The following is a 19,887-nucleotide window of genomic DNA, read 5'->3' as shown; positions in this document are numbered from 1 at the left end:
CCGCAAGGCCGCTTGAAAGGCGAAATGAGCCCGCCTAACTTGCCGGCCAAAACGAGGAAACACGATGGCCTTTGAAACCGCAACGCTCGCAGCCTATGTCTCCAATCTGAAGTACCAGGATATTCCGGCAGAGGTGCTGGAGCGCGCCAAAGTGCTGACGCTCGACTTTCTCGGCAGCGCGATCCGGGCAAGGCGCGAGGCGGAATCGACCCCGTCGATGCTGAAGATGCTGGAGGCGCTCGCGCTCGACACCAAGGGCGAATCCACCGTGTTCGGCGATACCAAGACCTGGACTCCGGCAGTCGCGGCCCTGCTCAACGGCGCGCTGGGGCATTCCCTGGATTTCGACGACACGCACGCCGATTCCTCGCTGCATCCGAGCGCCCCGGTGGTTCCTGCGGCCTTCGCCGTCGGCGAGATGGTCGGCGCGTCCGGCCGCGACGTGCTGACGGCGATCGTCGCGGGCTATGAGGTCTGCTGCCGCCTCGGCAACGCACTCGATCCGACCTCGCATTATGCACGCGGCTTCCATCCGACCGCGACGGCTGGCACCTATGGCGCTGCCGCAGCGGCCGGAAAACTGTTTGGCCTCAGCGAGAAGCAGCTGATCGCGGCCTTCGGCGTGTCCGGCAGCCAGGCCGCGGGTTCGCTGCAATTCCTGGTCAACGGCGCCTGGAACAAGCGCTACCAGGTCGGCGCGGCCGCGATGAACGGCGTGATCGCCGCGACGCTCGCCCGCAACGATTTCGTCGGCGCGACCGAATCGATCGAGGGCAAGCACGGCCTGCTCGCCGGCTACACCGACGACGCGCATCCGGACAAAGCGGTCGCCGAGCTTGGCAAGACCTACGAGACGATGAAGATCGGCGTGAAACCCTATCCGAGCTGCCGCTACACTCATGCCGCGATCGACGCCCTGATCGCCATGCGGCGCGAGCACAATCTGACTCCCGACCAAGTCAAGCGAGTCGAGATCGGCTTGCACCGCAACGGCATCACGCTCACCGGAGATGCCGCGACCAAGCGCCATCCGCGCTCGATCGTGGGCGGCCAGTTCTCGATGTTCTTCACCGGCGCGCTCGCGCTTGACCAGGGCTCGTTCGGCTGGGACGACTACAACCGGCTTGGCGATGCCGCGATCGACGCGCTCGCGGACAAGTTCGACGTGGTGCAGGACGACCGGCTCGAGATCGGCCGCACCCACCCGTTCGGGGCGCGCGTCAGCATCACCACCGACGACGGCGTGCATGAGCGGCTCTATGCCGATCCCTCCGGCGAGCCGACCTCGTTCCCGGACGCGCAGGCCATGCAGCAGAAATTCCTGACGCTGGCCCGCCCCGTGCTGAACGCGCGGGCGGAGAAATTCGCGGACGCGATCATGACGCTGGAGCGCTTCGACCGCGTGGCGCAGGCGACCGAGCTGGGACGTCAGTAACCATCCGTTTGCCGCTGCCCGTATGCTGCGCCATGCATGACCGGCTTGTCCCGGCATGGCGACCGCTGCGACATATCGAACATTCCCAAGTCACAAGCGCATGAGGTCGGGCTTTGCCGCGACTGCGGCATGGTATCCTGCTACAATCAGGCTCGCGAAATACACAAGGAGTCCCCCATGAGCTGGCAGCCCTCGAACGATCCCGTGCTCGGCGATCCCATGTCCTGCGATGCGCTCGATCTCGTCATCGTGCCGCGGACGCGCGATCTCGGCGACGGCTTCGCGGTGCGCCGGGCGCTGCCGCACGGCAAGCGGCAGATGGTCGGGCCCTTCATCTTCTTCGACCATTTCGGACCGGTGCAGTTCGTCTCCGGAAAAGGCATGGACGTGCGGCCGCATCCGCATATCGGGCTCGCCACCGTCACCTATCTGTTCGACGGCGCGATCATGCATCGCGACAGCGAAGGCAACGTCCAGGAGATCGCGCCGGGGGCGATGAACCTGATGACGGCCGGCCGCGGCATCGCCCATTCCGAGCGCACGCCGGATGCACAGCGTGCCTCGGGCCAGAAGATGCTGGGCCTGCAAAGCTGGATCGCGCTGCCGGCCGGATCGGAAGAAATCGCGCCGTCGTTCCAACACTACGGGGCGGGCGACCTGCCGATGATCACCGAACGCGATTTCACCGCGCGCGTGATCGCGGGATCCTCGTTCGGCATCACCTCGCCCGTATCGATGGTGTCGCCCTGGTTCTACGCCGAGGTGACTGCCCTCGCCGGCGCGAGCGTGCCGCTCGATCCCGATCACGAGGAGCGCGCGATTTATGTCGTCGACGGCGAGGTCGAGATCGCGAACGAGCGCTATGAAGGGCCGCGGCTCCTCATTTTCCGCCCCGGCGACCGCATTACGGTGAAGGCGCTCAAGGCGACCCGGATGATGTTTCTTGGCGGCGATGCGCTGGAAGGTCCACGCCATGTCTGGTGGAATTTCGTTTCATCCAGCAAGGAGCGGATCGAGCAAGCCAAGCAGGACTGGAAAACCGGCCGTTTCGCGCCAGTTCCGCAGGAACATGAGTTCATTCCGCTGCCGGAATAGGCTAATCCGGTCTCCGGCCAATGCCATCAGGCACGGCCGGATGCCTGCCTGAAAGCCTGCGAAAGCCTTGCCCATGACCACCATGCTCTCCAGCGACCTGCCGCTTCCCAAGATCGGACGCGGCAAGGTGCGCGATATCTATGCCGTCGACGATGAGCGCCTGCTGCTCGTCACCACCGACCGCATCAGCGCTTTCGATGTGGTGATGGGCGAAACCATTCCGATGAAGGGCGCGGTGCTGACGCAAATCAGCGCGTGGTGGTTCAATGAGCTCGAAGGCGTGGTGCCGCATCACATGATCAGCGCGGACACCGACGAGATCATTGCGGCCGTGCCGGCACTGAAGCCGCACCGCGCCGAGATCCTCGGCCGCGCCATGCTGTGCAAGCGCACCACCGTGTTTCCGATCGAATGCGTGATCCGCGGTTATCTCTCGGGCTCCGCCTGGAAGGAATATGCCGCCAGCGGCACGCTCGCCGGCGAGAAGCTGAAGGCCGGGCTTGTCGAGAGCGAGAAGCTGGAGCCTGCGATCTTCAGCCCCGCCACCAAGGCCGAGAGTGGCCATGACGAGAACATCACGATCGCGAAGATGCGCGAAGTGGTCGGCGACGAGGTCGCCTATACGCTGGAAAGCATGACGCGCGCGATCTACACGCTCGGCGAGGAGCTGGCGCGCGAACAGGGCATCATCATCGCGGATACAAAGTTCGAGTTCGGCCGCGACAGGGACGACCGCATCATTCTGATCGACGAGGTGATGACGCCGGATTCCTCGCGCTTCTGGGCGGTCGACACCTACAAGCCCGGCCAGCCGCAGGCGAGCTTCGACAAGCAGCCATTGCGCGACTATCTCGACGCCGAGCGCCGCGCCGGCCGCTGGAACGGCGACGCCCCGCCGCCACCATTGCCGGCGAGCGTCGTCGAAGCGACCAGCAAGCGATATCTGGAAGCGTACCGGCGCGTGACGGGATCGGAGTTGAAGATTTAGCCTCGACTGTCGCGTCTCGCTCCGTCATTGCGAGCGTCGCGAAGCAATCCAGAGTCCCTCCGCGGAGATCGTCTGGATTGCTTCGCTTCGCAATGACGTGGAGAGATAATGGTGCCTCACACCCCCGCCATCATCACGTATTTGATCTCGAGATATTCTTCCATGCCGTGACGCGAGCCTTCGCGCCCCAGGCCGCTTTCCTTGACGCCGCCGAAGGGGGCGACTTCCGTGGTGATGAGGCCGGTGTTGACGCCGACCATGCCCGATTCCAGCGCTTCGGCGACGCGCCAGACGCGGCCCAGATCGCGGGAGTAGAAGTACGAGGCCAGGCCGAATGGCGAGGCGTTGCACATCGCGATGACGTCCGCCTCGTCCTTGAAGCGGATCACCGGGGCAAGCGGGCCAAAGGTCTCCTCCTGCGACACCAGCGAATCCGGCTTGACGTCGGCCAGCACGGTCGGCTCGAAGAAGGAGCGGCCGAGCTCGCTGCGCTTGCCGCCGGTGACGACCTTGGCACCGCGCTTGACGGCATCGGCGATGTGGCGCTCGACCTTGTCGACCGCCTTCATGTTGATCAAGGGTCCTTGCGTGACGCCGCTCTCGGTGCCGTCGCCGATCTTCATCGACGCGACCTTCTTCGACAGCTTCTGCACGAACTCGTCGTAGATCTTGTCCTGGGCATAGAGGCGGTTGGCGCAAACGCAGGTCTGGCCCATGTTGCGGTATTTCGAGACGATCGCGCCTTCGACCGCAGCGTCAATGTCGGCGTCGTCGAACACCACGAACGGTGCGTTGCCGCCGAGCTCGAGGCCGAGCCGCTTCACGCCGACGGCGGCCTGCTGGTAGAGGATCTTGCCGACGGCGGTCGAGCCGGTGAAGCCGACGAAGCGCACGGCCGGATGCTCGCACAGCACCTTGCCGATCGGCGGTGCGTCACCCGTGATGATGTTGAGCACGCCCTTGGGGATGCCCGCCTTCTCGGCGAGCACGGCGAGCGCCAGCGCCGACAGCGGCGTCTCATTGGCGGGCTTCAGCACCACGGTGCAACCGGCGGCCAGCGCCGGCGAGACCTTTCGCGTGATCATCGAGTTCGGGAAATTCCAGGGCGTGATGGCGCCGCAGACGCCGATCGGCTGCTTGATCGCGAGCAGGCGCGCATCGGGCCGCTGCGTCGGGATGGTCTCACCATAGACGCGGCGGGCTTCCTCGGCAAAGAACTCGATGTAGGCGGCGCCGATATCGACCTCGCCCAGAGCCTCGGTAAGCGGCTTGCCCTGTTCGGAGGTGAGGATCAGCGCGAGGTCCTCGCGGTTGGCGATGATCAGCTCGAACCATTTGCGCAGGATGTTGGAGCGCTGCTTTGCCGTGTGCTTGGCCCAGCCCGGAAAGGCGCGCTCGGCCGCTTCGACCGCCTTGGTCGTGTCGTCCGCGCCAAGCTGCGGGACTTTTGCCAGCTCCACGCCGGTCGCGGGATTGTTGACGGCGAATACCGGCGTGCCGACCCAGGCGCCGTCGATATAACAGGCCTCCTTCAGGAGCGACGGGTCCTTCAGCCGGTCGCGCAGATTGGAGGTGGCTTGCGGAGCGCGAGCGGCGGCGGTCTGGGTCATTGGCGTTTCTCCCTGGCGGCGATCGGATCGGCCGCAATATAGAGATAGACGGTGCGCAATGCACCGCCCCGCAAACGCACGTCAGGTGGCAGCTAAACTGGCAGCGGCCTCAGGCCGCGCCGCTCATATAGGTCTCGCGACGGCCGATCATCCGCTCGGCCGCGGCCTTGGCGTCGGCCTTCGAGGAGGTCGCGCAGGTCCGGTATTCGAGATCGGGAACATGAGAGGTGTCGCGGCGGCCGAACCATGATTTCGAGCCGACCGGCAACAGCGACAGCGCCTGCGCCAGATTGTCCACCGCCCCGAACGAGTAGAGTGCGCCGGTGCCGGCGACGCGCACCTCATAGATCCCCGGCGAAATCGGCGCCTCCAGGTTCTCGCCGCGTCCCGGACGGGGATAGCGCTTCCATTCGCTCCAGGTCGAAATCATCCGAGGCCCCCTCGCCGCCCATCCACACGGCCGGCAACATTTGCATTAAGTCTTATCGGCCCCTCGATCGGGACCGGGTGCTGAACGCGGCAGCTCACGAAATGTTTCAAGGGTTCGACAACCACGAAGCATATCGGCCTGAAGCCCGTCCAAGGTGAGGGCGAGGCACGTCGATCCACCGCAGATTGTGAAAGAGCGTAGGCGCTCAGCCGCGTTGTCGTCCTGCGCTAGATCAAGACCGTCAAGTCACGACATCGCGACCGGTTCAGGTACATAGATGCGCTTGCCGCGCCGGCCATCCGGGAGGACAATCGGCTGCTTCCAACAATAATCAAACCTGAGGAACGCCATGCAAAGCAAAGCTGACATCGACGAGATTCTGCGGCAGAAGAGCGAGACCAAGGAGATTCCGGGCGTCGTCGCCATCGCCGCGAGCGGCAACGACGTGCTGTATCAGGGCGCGTTCGGCAAGCGCGACCTGTCCAGGCCGGATGCGATGACCGACGACAGCGTGTTCTGGATCGCCTCGATGACGAAGGCGGTGACCACGGCGGGCGCGATGCAGCTGGTCGAGCAGGGCAAGCTGTCGCTGGATGCGCCGATCGGCGATGTATTGCCCGATCTCGCCAATCCGCAGGTGCTCGAAGGTTTCGACGCCAATGGCGAGGCAAAGCTGCGCCCCGCCAAGGGCCCGATCACGCTGCGCCAGCTCATGACCCACACTGCCGGCTTCTGCTACAATATGTGGAACGGCGATCTCGCGGTCTATCTGGACAAGAACGGCATTCCCGCCATCACCACCTGCCAGAACGCGGCGCTGAAGACCCCGATCATGACCGACCCCGGCACGCGCTGGGAATATGGCACCAACATCGATTTCGTCGGCAAGGCCGTGGAGGCCGCCAGCGGCAAGCGATTGGACGCCTATCTGCGCGACAATCTGTTCAACCCTCTCGGCATGAGCAACACGGCGTTCAAGATCACCGACGACATGCGCAAGCGCCTGGTCGGCATGCACGCGCGCGGCGAGGACGGCCAGCTGGCTGCCATCCCGTTCGAGCTCGAGCAGGAGCCGGAATTCCACATGGGTGGCGGCGGCCTCTATTCGACGGCGGCGGACTACATCAGGTTTACCCAGATGATCCTGAACAAGGGCCGCGGCAACGGCAACCAGGTGTTGAAGGCCGAGACCGTCGCAACGATGGGGCAGAACCACATCGGCGATCTCGCCATGGGCAAGATGACGACGGCCGCCCCGATGTACACCAACGACGTCGATCTGTATCCGGAGCAGGTGAAGAAGTGGGGCCTCAGCTTCATGATCAACACCGCCAAGACCGCCGAGGGCCGTAGCGCCGGCAGCCTCGCTTGGGCGGGGCTCGCCAACACCTATTACTGGATCGATCCTGCACGCGACGTCACCGGCGTGATCCTGATGCAGCTTCTGCCGTTCGCCGATGCGAAATGCCTGGAAGCGTTCGCGGGATTCGAACGCGGGGTCTATGCCGGGCTCGATGCTGCCGGGAGCGGGCAGAAGGCGGCCTAAGGGGCGCGACTCTCATCACCCGTCATGGCCGGGCTTGTTGTCCGGGCCGTCCACGTGCAGCCGCAGGCGCCAAAGACGTGGATGCCCGGGTCAAGCCCGGGCATGGCGACTGAAGACCATGCTGGGTATTTTGACGAGAGGATTTCGACTTGGCTGATAATTTGGCTGACAAGGCGGACAGCTACGTCTGCGGTATCTCGGACACGTCACTGCTCGGCGACACGATCGGTCGCAGCCTGGACCACGCGGTGCGGCGCTGGGGCGATCGCGAGGCGCTCGTCTCGCCCAGCCACGGCGTCAGATGGACCTGGAAAGAGTTCGCCGAGCGGGTCGACGCGCTCGCCGCGGGCTTTCTCGCGCTCGGGCTCGAACGGGGGGAGCGGATCGGCATATGGTCGCTGAACCGGCCGGAATGGACGCTGACCCAGTTCGCCGCCGCCAAAGCCGGCCTGATCCTGGTGACGATCAACCCCGCCTACCGGCTCAGCGAGCTGGAATTCGCCCTCAAAAAGGTCGGCTGCGCGGCGATCGTCACCGCCACCGCGTTCAAGACCAGCAATTACATGGAGATGCTCAACACGCTGCTTCCGGAGCTGGCGCGGGCGAAACCTGGACATTTGCAGGCAGCGCGGTTGCCGGCTTTGCGGATGGTGATCCAGATCGGCGGCCCGGCGGCCCCAGGCACGATCCCCTTCGACAACGTCGCACGCATGAGCGGAGCGGAGCATCGTCAGCAGCTTGCCGCGCTCGGCGCCGCGCTGCAGTTCGACGACCCCGTCAACATCCAGTTCACCAGCGGCACCACGGGTTCGCCGAAAGGCGTCACGCTGACCCACCACAACATCCTCAACAACGGCTACTTCACGGGACGCGCGATGCGCCTGACGGAGCAGGACCGCATCTGCATTCCGGTGCCGCTCTATCATTGCTTCGGCATGGTGATGGGCAATCTGGCCTCGGTCACGCTCGGCGCCACCATGGTCTATCCGGGCGAGGGCTTTGATCCGCTCGCGACGCTGCGCGCGGTCGAGCAGGAGAAATGCACCGCGCTGTACGGCGTGCCCACCATGTTCATCGCCGAGCTCGATCATCCCGAGTTCAAGACGTTCGATTTGAAATCGCTGCGCACCGGCATCATGGCGGGCGCGCCCTGCCCGATCGAGGTGATGAAGCGCGTCAACACCGAGATGAACATGCGCGAGGTCACCATCGCCTATGGCATGACCGAGACCAGCCCGGTCAGCTTCCAGAGCGCGACCGACGACCCGCTGGAGCGGCGCGTCTCGACCGTGGGCCGCATTCACCCCCATGTCGAGGTCAAGGTCGTCGATCTCGAAGGCAAGATCGTCAAGCGCGGCGAACGCGGCGAGCTCTGCACGCGCGGCTACAGCGTCATGCTGGGCTATTGGGAAGAGAAGGAAAAGACGGCCGATGTGCTCGATGCCCATGGCTGGATGCACACCGGCGACCTCGCCACCATCGACGACGAGGGCTATTGCAACATCGTTGGACGCATCAAGGATCTGGTGATCCGCGGCGGCGAGAACCTCTACCCGCGCGAGATCGAGGAGTTTCTGTACCGTCACCCCAAGATCCAGGACGTGCAGATTTTCGGCGTCGCGGACACCCGCTACGGCGAGGAGCTTTGCGCCTGGATCCGCGTCAGGCCGGGCGAGACGCTGACGGCCGAGGAGGTCCGCGCCTTCTGCGACGGCCAGATCGCCCACAACAAGATCCCTCGCTACGTGGAGTTCGTCGAGGAGTTTCCGATGACGGTGACGGGAAAGATCCAGAAGTTCGTGATGCGGGATGCGGTGGAGCAGCGACTGGGATTGAAGGCGGCGAAGACGGCGTGAGCTACACCGTCATTGCGAGCCTAGCGAAGCAATCCAGAGTCTTTGCGCTGAGACAGACTGGATTGCTTCGCTGAGCCCGTCATCGGGCCGCGCTTCGCGCGGACCCGTTGGCTCGAAATGACGGAAAGAGTGGCGAGAGCCTTACGCCGTCAGCCCGCGCTGCTCCGCCAGCTCCTTCAGCGACACTTGCGGCCGCGCGCCGATGTGCTGGATCACTTCGGCAGCCGCAAGCGCACCGAGCTCGCCGCACTGCTTGTAGGCAAGATTGCGCGCCAAACCATACAGGAATCCTGCAGCGAAGAGATCGCCGGCGCCGGTCGTGTCGACCACCTTGTCGACCGGGAATGCGGGCGCGGCAACCGCGTCTTCCACCGACACCACCATGCAGCCCTTCTCGCTGCGGGTGACGACGCCGAGATTGACGTCGTTGCGCAGCTGCTTCAGCGCGGTGTCGAAATCCGAGGTCATGTAGAGCGAGTGCAGCTCGGACTCGTTGGCGAAGACGATGTCGACGGTGCCGTTGCGCATCAAGGAGAGAAATTCGTCGCGATAGCGGTCGACACAGAAGGAATCCGAGAGCGTGAGCGCCACCTTACGCTTGGCGTCATGGGCGATCTTGGCCGCCTTGACGAAGGCGTCCTTGGCGTTCTTGGGGTCCCAGAGATAACCCTCGAGATAGACGATGCCGGCTGCCGCGATCTCGGCCGGGTCGATGTCGGCGGGCGACAGATCCTGCGCCGCGCCGAGATAGGTGTTCATGGTGCGCTCACCGTCGCCGGTGACCAGGATGTAGGAGCAGCCGGTGGCGGGGCCATCCTTGGCAGCGGGCGTGTCGAAGGCGACGCCGGCGGCGCGGATGTCATGGACATAGAGCTTGCCGATCTGGTCGTCCTTGACCTTGCCGACATAGGCGGCGCGTGCCCCCAGGCTGCCGATGCCGACGATGGTGTTGGCGGCCGAGCCGCCCGAGACTTCCGTGGCCGGCCCCATGTCCTTGTAGATGGCGGCCGCGCGCGCCTCGTCGATCAGGGACATGCTGCCCTTGGTCATGCCATGCTTGGCCAGAAAGGCCTCGTCGGTCCTGACCAGCACGTCGAACAGCGCGTTGCCGATGCCGAGAACGTCGTATTTCACGTCAGCCATTCACCTTGATCCTGTTTGGCGGATTGCGATACCCGCGAAAATCCGCTTCCTGTGCGCCTGAAATCCGGCTCGCGGCCTATCACGACCGGGCCGGCACGAGCAAGCAACGGTATTCTCGACGGCAATGATCCGCTCCTTCCTGACCGTCTCGACGGGAACATTGGCCTCGCGGCTGCTGGGTTTTGCCCGCGATTCCCTGATTGCGGCGCTGCTCGGGACCGGCGCCGTGGCGGACGCGTTTCTGGCGGCGTTTCAGCTCGTCAACGTGGTCCGGCGGCTTCTCAGCGAAGGCGCGCTGAACGCGGCGCTGATCCCGGCCTGGCTCCGTATCCGCGACCATGACGGGCAGCGGGCTGCCGCGGCATTCGCGGGGCGCGTGCTCGGCACGGTCAGCGCGGCCCTGATCGCGATCTCGATCGTCATCGCACTTCTGATGCCTCTGGTCATCACGGTGATCGCGCCGGGATTCCTCGGCAGCGGCACGCTCGATCTCGCCGTCGCGAATGCGCGGCTGATGCTGCCCTACCTTGCCTTTGCCGGTCCGGTCACGGTGCTGATGGGACTGCTCAATGCGCAAGGGCGCTTTGCCCTCACCGCGTTCTCGCCGCTGCTGTTCAACATCGCGCTGATCGCCGCGATCGCAGTGCTGCTGCTGGACCGCGCAGATGCAAGCTTCGCCGCGTGGATCCTGGCGGCCAGCGTCGGCATCGCCGGCCTGCTGCAGCTTCTCATGCTGCTGTCGCAGCGAAGCGCGCGTCTTGCGACGCCGCTGCGCGCCAGCTTCGACAAGGAGATGCGCGGCTTCTTCGCCAAGGCCATCCCCGGCATGCTGGCAAGCTCGGGCCCGCAATGGCTGATGGTCGCAGGCGCGATCATCGCCTCGGCGACGCCCTCCGCGGTGTCCTGGCTCTATTTCGCCAACCGGCTGATCGAGCTGCCGCTCGGTATCGTCGGCGTCGCCATGGGAACGGTGCTGGTGCCGGAGCTGACGCGTGCCGTGCGCAGCGGAGATCGCGACGCGGTGGCGCACGCCGAATCGCGCGCGCTGGAGCTTGCGACCGGGCTGACGCTGCCGGCGACCCTCGGCCTGATCGTACTGGCCGAGCCGATCGTGCGGCTGTTGTTCGAGCATGGCGCTTTCGGCGCACAGGACAGCGCGGCGACGGCGAACGCCCTGATTTGGCTGGCGCTCGGCCTGCCGGCGCATGTGCTGATCAAGGCGCTGTCGCCGGCGTTCTATGCCCGCAGCGACACCATGGCGCCGCTGCTGGCCACGGCCCAGGGCTTCGTGGTGACGGTCGTGCTCGCGCTTCTGCTCGGCCATGTCTTCGGCGCGAGCGGGATCGCCGCAAGCATCGCGGCCGGCGCCTGGAGCAGCGCGCTCGCGCTGCTCCGCAAGGGCACGAGCGAGTTCGGCTTCGCGGTCGATGCGAGCGCCCGCACGCGGCTGCCGCGGATCGCGCTGGCCGCGATCGCGATGGGCGGCCTGCTCTGGCTGACCACAGGTCTGGTGCCTGCCGAGAGCCAAGGCTTCATCAAGTTCGTCGCGCTGGGTGTGCAGATCGCGGCGGGGATCGCCGTCTATGGCCTGCTCCTGCGGATCCTCGGCGTCACCTCCTGGCATGAGGCGGTCGGCGCGTTGAAACGGCCCCGCTAAACCACGAGGCCCGGCGAAATACCCTTGACGGGGCAGCGCCGCTGTTGGAAACGACGGCGCGAATACCTATGGGAAGGCTGACCATGCCATTCGTTGAACGGGTCTTTTCGGGCGTCCAGCCGACAGGCAATCTGCACCTCGGCAATTATCTCGGCGCGATCGTCAACTTCGTGAAGATGCAGGAAACCCACAACTGCATCTATTGCGTCGTCGACATGCACGCGATCACGCAGGGCGTCGACGTCTGGGGCGGACCGGCCGAGCTCACGCGCAACACCCGCGAGGTCACCGCTGCGTTCATCGCTGCCGGCATCGATCCGAAGAAGCACATCGTGTTCAACCAGAGTCAGGTCTCGGGCCATGCCGAGCTCGCCTGGATCTTCAACTGCGTCGCGCGCATGGGCTGGCTCGGCCGCATGACCCAGTTCAAGGAGAAGGCCGGCAAGGACCGCGAGAACGCGTCGGTCGGGCTGTTCGACTATCCCGTGCTGATGGCGGCCGACATCCTGCTGTACCGCGCCACTCACGTGCCGGTCGGCGAGGACCAGAAGCAGCATCTCGAGCTTTCGCGCGACATCGCGCAGAAGTTCAACAACGATTTCGGCGATTCCATTCGTGCCCAGGGCGCCAGTGACGGCCTGTTCTTCCCGCTGCCCGAGCCCCTGATCACGGGACCGGCGACGCGCGTGATGAGCTTGCGGGACGGCACCAAGAAGATGTCGAAGTCGGATGCCTCCGACAATTCGCGCATCAACCTCACCGACGATGCCGACACCATCGCGCAGAAGATCCGCAAGGCGAAGACCGATCCGGAACCGTTGCCGACCGAGGAAAAGGGCCTGGAAGCCCGCCCCGAGGCCGACAACCTCGTCGGCATTTTCGCCGCGCTCTCCGGCCGCTCCAAAGCCGATGTGCTGCGCGATTTCGGCGGCGGCCAGTTCTCGAGCTTCAAGAACGCGCTGGCGGAGCTGTGCGTCACCAAGCTCGCGCCGATCGCCGGTGAGATGAAGCGCCTCGTCGCCGACCCCGGCCATATCGACGCGATCCTGAACGACGGCTCCGACCGTGCCCGCGCCATCGCCGACGAGACCATGAAGCTCTCGAAGGACATCGTCGGCTTCATCCGCCGGCGCTGACCTTCGCTCTCGTGACGCCGTCCGGCGCCCCCTCTCCCAAAGCGAAGGCGAGTGTGGCAGCATGCCGGCCGTGCACATTCCGGGACATGCATGACCAGCAAGCGACTTTGCTACGAGCCGGGCCACAAGCCCAAATGCCTCGTCATCGTCGATGACACCGCCGAATGGGATCGCGCGGTGTATTACGCCAGCCGCTGGGCGATTCGGGCCGGGGGCGGCGTGGTGATGCTTCGCATCATCGAGCCCGAACAGCAGAGCCAGGAATGGCTTGGCGTTGCCGACATCATGCGCGCGGAAGCGCAGGAGGCCGCCGAAGCCGCACTCGACCGCGCCGCCGGCCGGGCCAATGGCATCGCCGCAATCACCCCGGAGCGGGTGATCCGGGAGGGCGCGCCGATGGAACAGCTGCTCGCGGTGATCGACGAGGATCCCGATATCGCCATGCTGGTGCTGGCCGCCAATCCCGGCCCGGAAGGGCCGGGACCGCTGGTCGCGATGCTCGCGCAGGCGGTCGGAACCTTTCCAATACCGGTGACGATCATCTCGGGGGCGCTGAGCGACCAGAGCGTGGATCTGCTGTCGTAGCGCGGTGCCTCCTACCCTTCCCTGGAGGGCCCCATCCAGGGAAGGGCAATCTAGTGCCTAAGCCTCTGATCTGGCTTTGAAATGCTCGCCCTGCCCCTTGATCGTGCGTTCCCCCTCGCCATCTGCTAGTGGATAGGTACGCGCTGGCCTTGAACCGGCGACGTCTGGAGAAAGCCATGTTCATTCAAACCGAAGCCACTCCCAATCCCGCCACGCTGAAGTTCATTCCCGGCCGCGTCGTGGTCGACGGCAACCCGATGGAGTTTTCGAGCCGCGAATCAGCCGCGCGCTCGCCGCTGGCTGAAAAGCTGTTCGACGTGCCCGGCGTCACCGGCGTGTTCTACGGATCGGATTTCATCACCGTGACCAAGGCGAACGGTGAATGGCAGCAGCTCAAGCCCGCGATCCTGGGTGCCATCATGGAGCACTATATGTCGGGCGCGCCGCTGCTTGCCGACGGCACAGCGCAAGGCGATGCCGATCTCGACGACGAGGACGAGTTCTTCGATGAGGCCGACGCCGAGACGGTCGACATGATCAAGGACCTGATCGAGACCCGGGTGCGGCCGGCGGTCGCCAATGACGGCGGCGACATCACCTTCCGCGGTTTCAAGGACGGCATCGTCTATCTCAACATGAAGGGTTCTTGCGCCGGCTGCCCGTCGTCGACGGCCACGCTCCAGCACGGCATCCAGAACTTGCTGAAGCACTTCGTTCCGGACGTGGTCGAAGTCCGGCCGATGTGATTGGAGCGCGAATGGCGAGCAAGCGAATGGCGAATGGAACTCGGATCGGCTAGACTGCCCGCTATTCGCCACCCGCCATTCGCTTTTTCATGCTGATCCTCGCCATCGATACTGCGCTCGACGCCTGCGCAGCCGCCGTGCTCGACACCGAAACGGCCGAGCTGCGCGCGCACGAATCGCTGCCGATGAAGCGCGGCCATGCCGAAGCCCTGATGCCGCTGATCGCGCGGGTGATGCAATCGGCCGAGCTCGGCTTCACCGCGCTCGACCGCATCGCCGTCACCACCGGGCCCGGCAGCTTCACCGGATTGCGCGTCGGCATCTCGGCCGCACGCGGACTGGCGCTTGCCTCCGGCAAGCCCGCGGTGGGATTGACGACACTGTCGGCCTATGCCGCGGCCATCGTCAGCCAGAACAAGCCGGCGCCCGTGCTCTCCGCAATCGATGCGCGGCACGACCATGTCTTTTTCCAGATCGTGGCCGGGGACGGCAGCCAGCTGGTGCGACCGGGTGTCGCCTCGATCGACGAGGCGATCGCCGCCTCGCAATTCGGCGCGCCGCATCTGGTCGGCAATGCCGCAAGCATCCTCGCCGATCGCTGGCCCAAGGATGGACCGCAGCCTGTCGCGGTCGACGCGCAACCTGCGCCCGACATCGGCTGGATCGCCTGGCTTGGTGCAGCTGCCAATCCCGACACCACCCCGGCGCGGCCGTTCTATCTGAAGGCGCCGGACGCAAAGCCGGCGGCGCAGAAGCACCTCGCAGCACAAGCCGCGACCTCATGATGGGATGGCTGTCCGAATGGTGGCGCGGCGGCAGCGCCGTCGTCGAGCCTGCGACCTTGCGCGATGCCGCGCGGCTCGCGCAGCTGCACGGCGCGTCCTTCGCGCGCGGCTGGGGCGAAGGCGAGTTCGAGAGCATGATCAGCGAGCGCAACACGCTGGTGCATCGCTTGCGTCTGGGCGGCAAGACGATCGGCTTTGCGGTGTCGCGGGTCGGCGCGGACGAAGCGGAGATTCTCTCGATCGCGGTCGACGCGGCTTATCGCGGCCGCGGCCTCTCCCGCACGCTGTTGATGACCCATCTCGGCCATCTCGCCGGACGCGGCGTTCGCACAATATTTCTCGAGGTCGAGGAAAATAACCAGCCGGCGCGGCGGCTCTACGAGCGGGCCGGATTCACGGTGGTCGGACGCCGCGAACGCTACTATAAGCAGCCGAACGGGGAACAATTGAACGCCCTTCTGATGCGGCGTGACTTGTCGTAACATTGGTGGCAGAAAACGCCTCCGCCAGGCAGACAAACCTATGACCGCATTGAAACCCTCCTCCACATCCAAAGCGTCCGATATCGAGGCGCGCTGCGCTGCCACGGGCATGCGCATGACCGAGCAGCGCCGGGTCATTGCCCGCGTGCTCGCGGAGGCTGCCGACCATCCGGATGTCGAGGAATTGTACCGCCGCTGCGTCGCCGTTGACGACAAGATATCGATCTCGACCGTGTATCGCACCGTGAAGCTGTTCGAGGATGCCGGCATCATCGAACGCCACGATTTTCGCGAGGGCCGCGCGCGTTACGAGCAGATGCGCGACAGTCACCACGACCACCTCATCAATCTGCGCGACGGCAAGGTGATCGAGTTCACCTCCGAGGAGATCGAGAAGCTTCAGGCGGAAATCGCCCGCAAGCTCGGCTACAAGCTGGTCGACCACCGGCTCGAGCTCTATTGCGTGCCGCTCGACGACGACAAGCCGACGTCCTGATTTGGTGCCGATAGACCTCATCATCTTCGATTGCGACGGCGTACTCGTGGACAGCGAGGTGATCTCCTGTCGCGCGCATGCCGACGTGCTGACGCGGCACGGCTATCCGATCACCTCGGAGCAGGTGTTCGAACGCTTCCTGGGACGCTCGACGCGGCAGGCCAATCTCGAGATCGAGACCGAGCTCGGCCGCAAGCTGCCCGAGGCCTATCACGGCGATCTTCAGGACGAGCTGTTCCGCTCGTTCGGGGCCGACCTCGAAGCGATCCGCGGCATTCGCGACGTGCTCGATGTCGTTACGCAAGCTGTCTGCGTCGCCTCGAGCGGCTCGCACCAGCGTATGCGCGTGAGCCTGGGAAGTACCGGTCTCTACGAGCGCCTGGCGCCGAACATCTTCTCGGCCTCGCAGGTGAAGAACGGCAAGCCGGCGCCGGACCTGTTTCTGCTGGCGGCGAGCGAAATGGGCGTGGCGCCCGAGCGCTGCGTCGTGATCGAGGACAGCCTGGCCGGCATCGCCGGCGCCCGGGCCGCGGGCATGACGGTGTTCGGCTTCTACGGGGGCAGCCATTGCCGGCCCGGTTATGCCGAGACGCTGCGCGAGGCTGGCGCCGACCTGATTTTTGCCGACATGCATCAGCTGCCGGAGCTTGTCCGGCGTGCGGGAGCGAAGGCCCTGGCGGGCTAATTCCGCTCTTTGTGTCACTCCGGGGCACGCGCGGAGCGCGTGAACCCGGAATCCAGGGGTTTTGGCGCGAGATTCCGGGCTCGCGACTGCGCGCACCCCGGAATCACAATCCAAATGCCTCCATTCGCTGGATTTTCCCCCCTTCAGCCTATATCTGAAGGCCGTCCTCCACCTCCATTCCGGGTTCCATGACGCCGCCGCGCAAGCTGCACATCAAATCATATGGCTGCCAGATGAACGTCTACGATGCGCAGCGCATGGTGGATACGCTGGCGCCGGAAGGATTCGTGGAGACGGCCAGCGCGGAGGATGCCGACCTCGTCATCCTCAACACCTGCCATATCCGCGAGAAGGCCTCGGAAAAGGTCTATTCCGAACTCGGCCGCCTGCGCGTGGCCAAGGACGAAGCCGCGCGCGCGGGCCGCGCGATGCAGATCGCCGTCGCGGGCTGCGTGGCGCAGGCCGAGGGCGAGGAGATCGTTCGCCGCGCGCCGGCGGTCGACGTCGTGGTCGGGCCACAGAGCTATCATCATCTGCCGGAGCTGTTGAAACGCGCCGGCAGTGAAGGCCGTGCGATCGAGACCGAATTCCCTGCGGCAGACAAGTTCGGCTTCCTGGCCCAGCCCAAGCCAGACGCCATCCGCGCGCGCGGGATTTCCGCCTTCGTCACGGTGCAGGAAGGCTGTGACAAGTTCTGCACCTTCTGCGTCGTTCCCTATACGCGCGGCGCCGAGGTGTCGCGTCCCGTGGCGAAGATCGTCGATGACGTGAAGCGTCTTGCCGACAACGGCGTGCGCGAGCTCACGCTGATCGGGCAGAACGTCAACGCCTATCACGGCGAGGGTCCGGACGGGAAAACCTGGCCGCTCGGCCGGCTGCTCGAACATCTGGCGGCCATTCCCGGCATCGCGCGGCTGCGCTATTCGACCAGCCATCCTCGCGACGTCGACGACAGCCTGATCGCAGCCCATCGCGATCTCGATGCCCTGATGCCGTTCGTGCACCTGCCGGTGCAATCGGGCTCGGACCGCATACTGGCCGCCATGAACCGGAAACATACCGCCGATGATTACCGGCGCGTCGTCGACCGTTTCCGTGCTGCACGCCAAGACATTGCTTTTTCATCAGATTTTATCGTCGGCTTCCCCGGCGAGAGCGAGCAAGATTTTCTCGCCACCCTCGCACTTGTCGCGCAAATCGGCTACGCTGCAGCCTATTCGTTCAAATACTCCGCCCGGCCGGGAACGCCGGCGGCGGACATGCAGGAGACGGTATCCCCCGCCGAGATGGACCAGCGATTGGAGCGGCTCCAGGAACTGATCGACAGCCAGCAATCGGCCTTCAACAAGGCTGCGATCGGCTCGACGGTCGACGTGCTGTTCGAGCGTCCGGCCCGCAAGGAGGGCCAGATCGTCGGCCGCACCGCCTACCTCCAGCCGGCGCATGTGATGGCTTCGCCCGACATCATCGGACAAATCCTGCCGGTGCGCATCGACCGCCTCGAGCGCTACAGTTTTCTCGGCGAACTCGTGACGCCGCGTGGCGCGCGCGAGCACGCTTTATCGCAAGCCACTGGAGCCTGAACCCTTGCCAAAAAGCGCATCGGATTCGTCTTCGTTCGCTCCCAGCCGCAAATTTGATCGCGACATGCAAGTTCCGCCCGAGACCCAGGTCGTCATCGACTTCGACGACAACCGCGCCGCTTCCGCGCTGGTCGGCCCCTACGGCCAGCACCTCGCGCAGATCGAGCGGCGGCTCGGCGTCGTCGTCGATTCCAAGGGCAACCACATCACCATCGGCGGCAGCCGCGACGGCTGCGACGCCGCGCGCCGCGTGCTGGAGATGCTCTATGCGCAGGCGGCGAAGGGACAGGATCTCGACCAGGGCGAGGTCGAGGGCGCGATCCGCGCCGTGATCGCCCAGGGCTCGCTGTTCGAGTTCGACGCCAAGTCCGCCAAATCGGCGTTCGACAGCATCAATCTGCGCAAGCGCCCCGTTCGCGCGCGCACGGCCGCGCAGGACTCTTACATCCGTGCGCTGAAGCGGCACGAGCTGGTGTTCGGCGTCGGCCCGGCCGGCACCGGCAAGACCTGGCTCGCCGTCGCCCACGCCGCGCAGCTGTTCGAGCGCAAGGAGGTCGACCGTATCATCCTGTCGCGTCCGGCAGTGGAAGCCGGCGAGCGGCTCGGCTTCCTGCCCGGCGATCTCCGCGAGAAGGTCGACCCCTATCTGCGGCCGATCTACGATGCGCTGTACGACCTCATGGACGCGCGTATCGTCGAGCGTGCGCTCCAGACCGGCGAGATCGAGATCGCGCCGCTCGCCTTCATGCGCGGCCGCACCCTCACCAATGCCGCCATCATCCTGGACGAAGCCCAGAACACCACATCGATGCAGATGAAGATGTTCCTGACGCGTCTCGGCGAGAACAGCCGCATGATCGTGACCGGCGATCCCTCGCAGATCGACCTGCCGAACGGCCAGACCTCGGGTCTGGCGGAGGCAACGCGTCTTCTGAACGGCGTCGAAGGCATTGCTCAGGTTCATTTCAGGGCCGAGGACGTGATCCGCCACGAACTCGTGGCGCGGATTGTCGCCGCCTACGAAGGGCCGCCGCAGCGGCCGACCACCGGTCAATCCTGACGAGGCAACACCGGACTCCAGAGGTCGCGACCACGGCGCCCCTCGTCCCAGACAACACAATGTCCCATCCCAATCTTCCCATGACCGAGGTCCTCGTCGTCGCCGATTGCTGGCAGCGCGAGCCCGATTCCGAAGCCGTGATCCAGCGAGCGGTGGCCGCTGCCGCCGAGAGCATTCACGAGGACGTTGCCGATGCGGAAGTGGCTGTGATGCTGACCGATGATGCCGGCATCCGCACCCTCAACAGCAACTGGCGCGGCATCGACAAGCCGACCAACGTGCTGTCGTTCCCCGCGCTTCAGCAGGAGGGCGACCGGAAGCCGGGCGATGCGCCGCGCATGCTCGGCGACATCGCGATCGCCTATGAGACCATGCGGCGCGAGGCGGACGAGGAACACAAGCCGTTCGATCACCATCTGAGCCATCTCGCCGTGCACGGCTTCCTGCACCTGATCGGCTACGATCACGAGAACGACGACGACGCCGAGGAGATGGAAGCGCTGGAAACGCAGATCCTGGCGCATCTCGGCATCCCTGATCCCTATGCAGACCGCGCGGGGACACACTGA

General features: G+C 65.2%; 19 protein-coding genes. 16 read left to right on the top strand and 3 right to left on the bottom strand.

Translation table 11 applies throughout. From position 1 onward, the window contains the following. Positions 1–64: 64 nt before the first annotated feature. The 3 genes from ASG57_RS02800 (at position 65) to ASG57_RS02790 (ending at position 3,518) form a co-directional block, all read left to right on the top strand. Positions 65–1,435, top strand: coding sequence for an MmgE/PrpD family protein (locus tag ASG57_RS02800; RefSeq protein ID WP_024338526.1), 1,371 nt, complete (start codon positions 65–67; stop codon positions 1,433–1,435). Between the two features lie 177 nt (positions 1,436–1,612). Next, positions 1,613–2,530 carry a pirin family protein gene (locus tag ASG57_RS02795; protein ID WP_024338527.1) on the top strand — a complete coding sequence of 306 codons (918 nt, stop codon included), beginning with the start codon at positions 1,613–1,615 and terminating at the stop codon, positions 2,528–2,530. 73 nt (positions 2,531–2,603) lie between these two features. Next, positions 2,604–3,518, top strand: a complete 915-nt coding sequence (locus tag ASG57_RS02790; RefSeq protein WP_057195636.1) for a phosphoribosylaminoimidazolesuccinocarboxamide synthase — start codon at positions 2,604–2,606, stop codon at positions 3,516–3,518. Between the two features lie 116 nt (positions 3,519–3,634). Here the strand turns inward: ASG57_RS02790 and ASG57_RS02785 are convergent, their stop codons facing one another. Then, positions 3,635–5,128, bottom strand: coding sequence for an NAD-dependent succinate-semialdehyde dehydrogenase (locus ASG57_RS02785; RefSeq protein WP_057195635.1), 1,494 nt, complete (start codon positions 5,126–5,128; stop codon positions 3,635–3,637). A 109-nt stretch (positions 5,129–5,237) separates the two neighbouring features. Then, complete coding sequence (locus ASG57_RS02780) at positions 5,238–5,558, bottom strand: hypothetical protein (protein ID WP_024338530.1); 321 nt, start codon at positions 5,556–5,558, stop codon at positions 5,238–5,240. A gap of 349 nt (positions 5,559–5,907) precedes the next feature. Here ASG57_RS02780 and ASG57_RS02775 point away from each other — a divergent pair, with 349 nt between their 5' ends. Next, complete coding sequence (locus ASG57_RS02775) at positions 5,908–7,104, top strand: serine hydrolase domain-containing protein (protein ID WP_057195634.1); 1,197 nt, start codon at positions 5,908–5,910, stop codon at positions 7,102–7,104. Positions 7,105–7,265: 161 nt separating this feature from the next. Then, entirely contained in the window at positions 7,266–8,960 is a 1,695-nt protein-coding gene (locus tag ASG57_RS02770; protein WP_057195633.1) for an AMP-binding protein, read from the top strand. A gap of 141 nt (positions 8,961–9,101) precedes the next feature. Here ASG57_RS02770 and ASG57_RS02765 read toward each other — a convergent pair whose 3' ends face one another. Further along, positions 9,102–10,103: an adenosine kinase gene (locus tag ASG57_RS02765; protein WP_024338533.1), complete on the bottom strand. Its 1,002-nt coding sequence runs from the start codon at positions 10,101–10,103 to the stop codon at positions 9,102–9,104. A 124-nt stretch (positions 10,104–10,227) separates the two neighbouring features. On the opposite strand from ASG57_RS02765, the gene murJ reads away from it, so the two are divergent. The 11 genes from murJ (at position 10,228) to ybeY (ending at position 19,887) form a co-directional block, all read left to right on the top strand. Then, positions 10,228–11,760: a murein biosynthesis integral membrane protein MurJ gene (murJ, locus tag ASG57_RS02760; RefSeq protein WP_057195632.1), complete on the top strand. Its 1,533-nt coding sequence runs from the start codon at positions 10,228–10,230 to the stop codon at positions 11,758–11,760. An 83-nt stretch (positions 11,761–11,843) separates the two neighbouring features. Next, complete coding sequence (trpS, locus tag ASG57_RS02755) at positions 11,844–12,896, top strand: tryptophan--tRNA ligase (protein ID WP_024338535.1); 1,053 nt, start codon at positions 11,844–11,846, stop codon at positions 12,894–12,896. Positions 12,897–12,986: 90 nt separating this feature from the next. Then, positions 12,987–13,481 carry a universal stress protein gene (locus ASG57_RS02750; protein WP_057195631.1) on the top strand — a complete coding sequence of 165 codons (495 nt, stop codon included), beginning with the start codon at positions 12,987–12,989 and terminating at the stop codon, positions 13,479–13,481. Between the two features lie 176 nt (positions 13,482–13,657). Further along, positions 13,658–14,227 (top strand): NifU family protein, encoded by a 570-nt coding sequence (locus ASG57_RS02745; protein ID WP_024338537.1) that lies wholly within the window; start codon positions 13,658–13,660, stop codon positions 14,225–14,227. Positions 14,228–14,316: 89 nt separating this feature from the next. Next, positions 14,317–15,012, top strand: a complete 696-nt coding sequence (gene tsaB / locus ASG57_RS02740; protein ID WP_057195630.1) for a tRNA (adenosine(37)-N6)-threonylcarbamoyltransferase complex dimerization subunit type 1 TsaB — start codon at positions 14,317–14,319, stop codon at positions 15,010–15,012. Continuing rightward, entirely contained in the window at positions 15,009–15,494 is a 486-nt protein-coding gene (rimI, locus tag ASG57_RS02735; protein ID WP_057195629.1) for a ribosomal protein S18-alanine N-acetyltransferase, read from the top strand. Before tsaB ends, rimI begins: the two co-directional genes overlap by 4 nt. Before the next feature lie 40 nt (positions 15,495–15,534). After that, complete coding sequence (locus ASG57_RS02730; RefSeq protein WP_024338540.1) at positions 15,535–15,990, top strand: Fur family transcriptional regulator; 456 nt, start codon at positions 15,535–15,537, stop codon at positions 15,988–15,990. 4 nt (positions 15,991–15,994) lie between these two features. Continuing rightward, positions 15,995–16,675 (top strand): HAD family hydrolase, encoded by a 681-nt coding sequence (locus ASG57_RS02725; protein WP_057195703.1) that lies wholly within the window; start codon positions 15,995–15,997, stop codon positions 16,673–16,675. A 188-nt stretch (positions 16,676–16,863) separates the two neighbouring features. Then, complete coding sequence (miaB, locus tag ASG57_RS02720) at positions 16,864–18,258, top strand: tRNA (N6-isopentenyl adenosine(37)-C2)-methylthiotransferase MiaB (protein ID WP_057195628.1); 1,395 nt, start codon at positions 16,864–16,866, stop codon at positions 18,256–18,258. Between the two features lie 64 nt (positions 18,259–18,322). Then, on the top strand, positions 18,323–19,318 hold the full coding sequence (locus ASG57_RS02715; protein WP_024338543.1) for a PhoH family protein: 996 nt from the start codon (positions 18,323–18,325) through the stop codon (positions 19,316–19,318). Positions 19,319–19,377: 59 nt separating this feature from the next. Beyond that, positions 19,378–19,887 (top strand): rRNA maturation RNase YbeY, encoded by a 510-nt coding sequence (gene ybeY / locus ASG57_RS02710; protein ID WP_024338544.1) that lies wholly within the window; start codon positions 19,378–19,380, stop codon positions 19,885–19,887.

Source organism: Bradyrhizobium sp. Leaf396, assembly GCF_001424605.1.
Lineage (GTDB): Bacteria > Pseudomonadota > Alphaproteobacteria > Rhizobiales > Xanthobacteraceae > Bradyrhizobium > Bradyrhizobium japonicum_C.
Note: the sequence above shows the minus strand (reverse complement) of the source record. Positions and strands in the feature narration are given on the sequence as shown.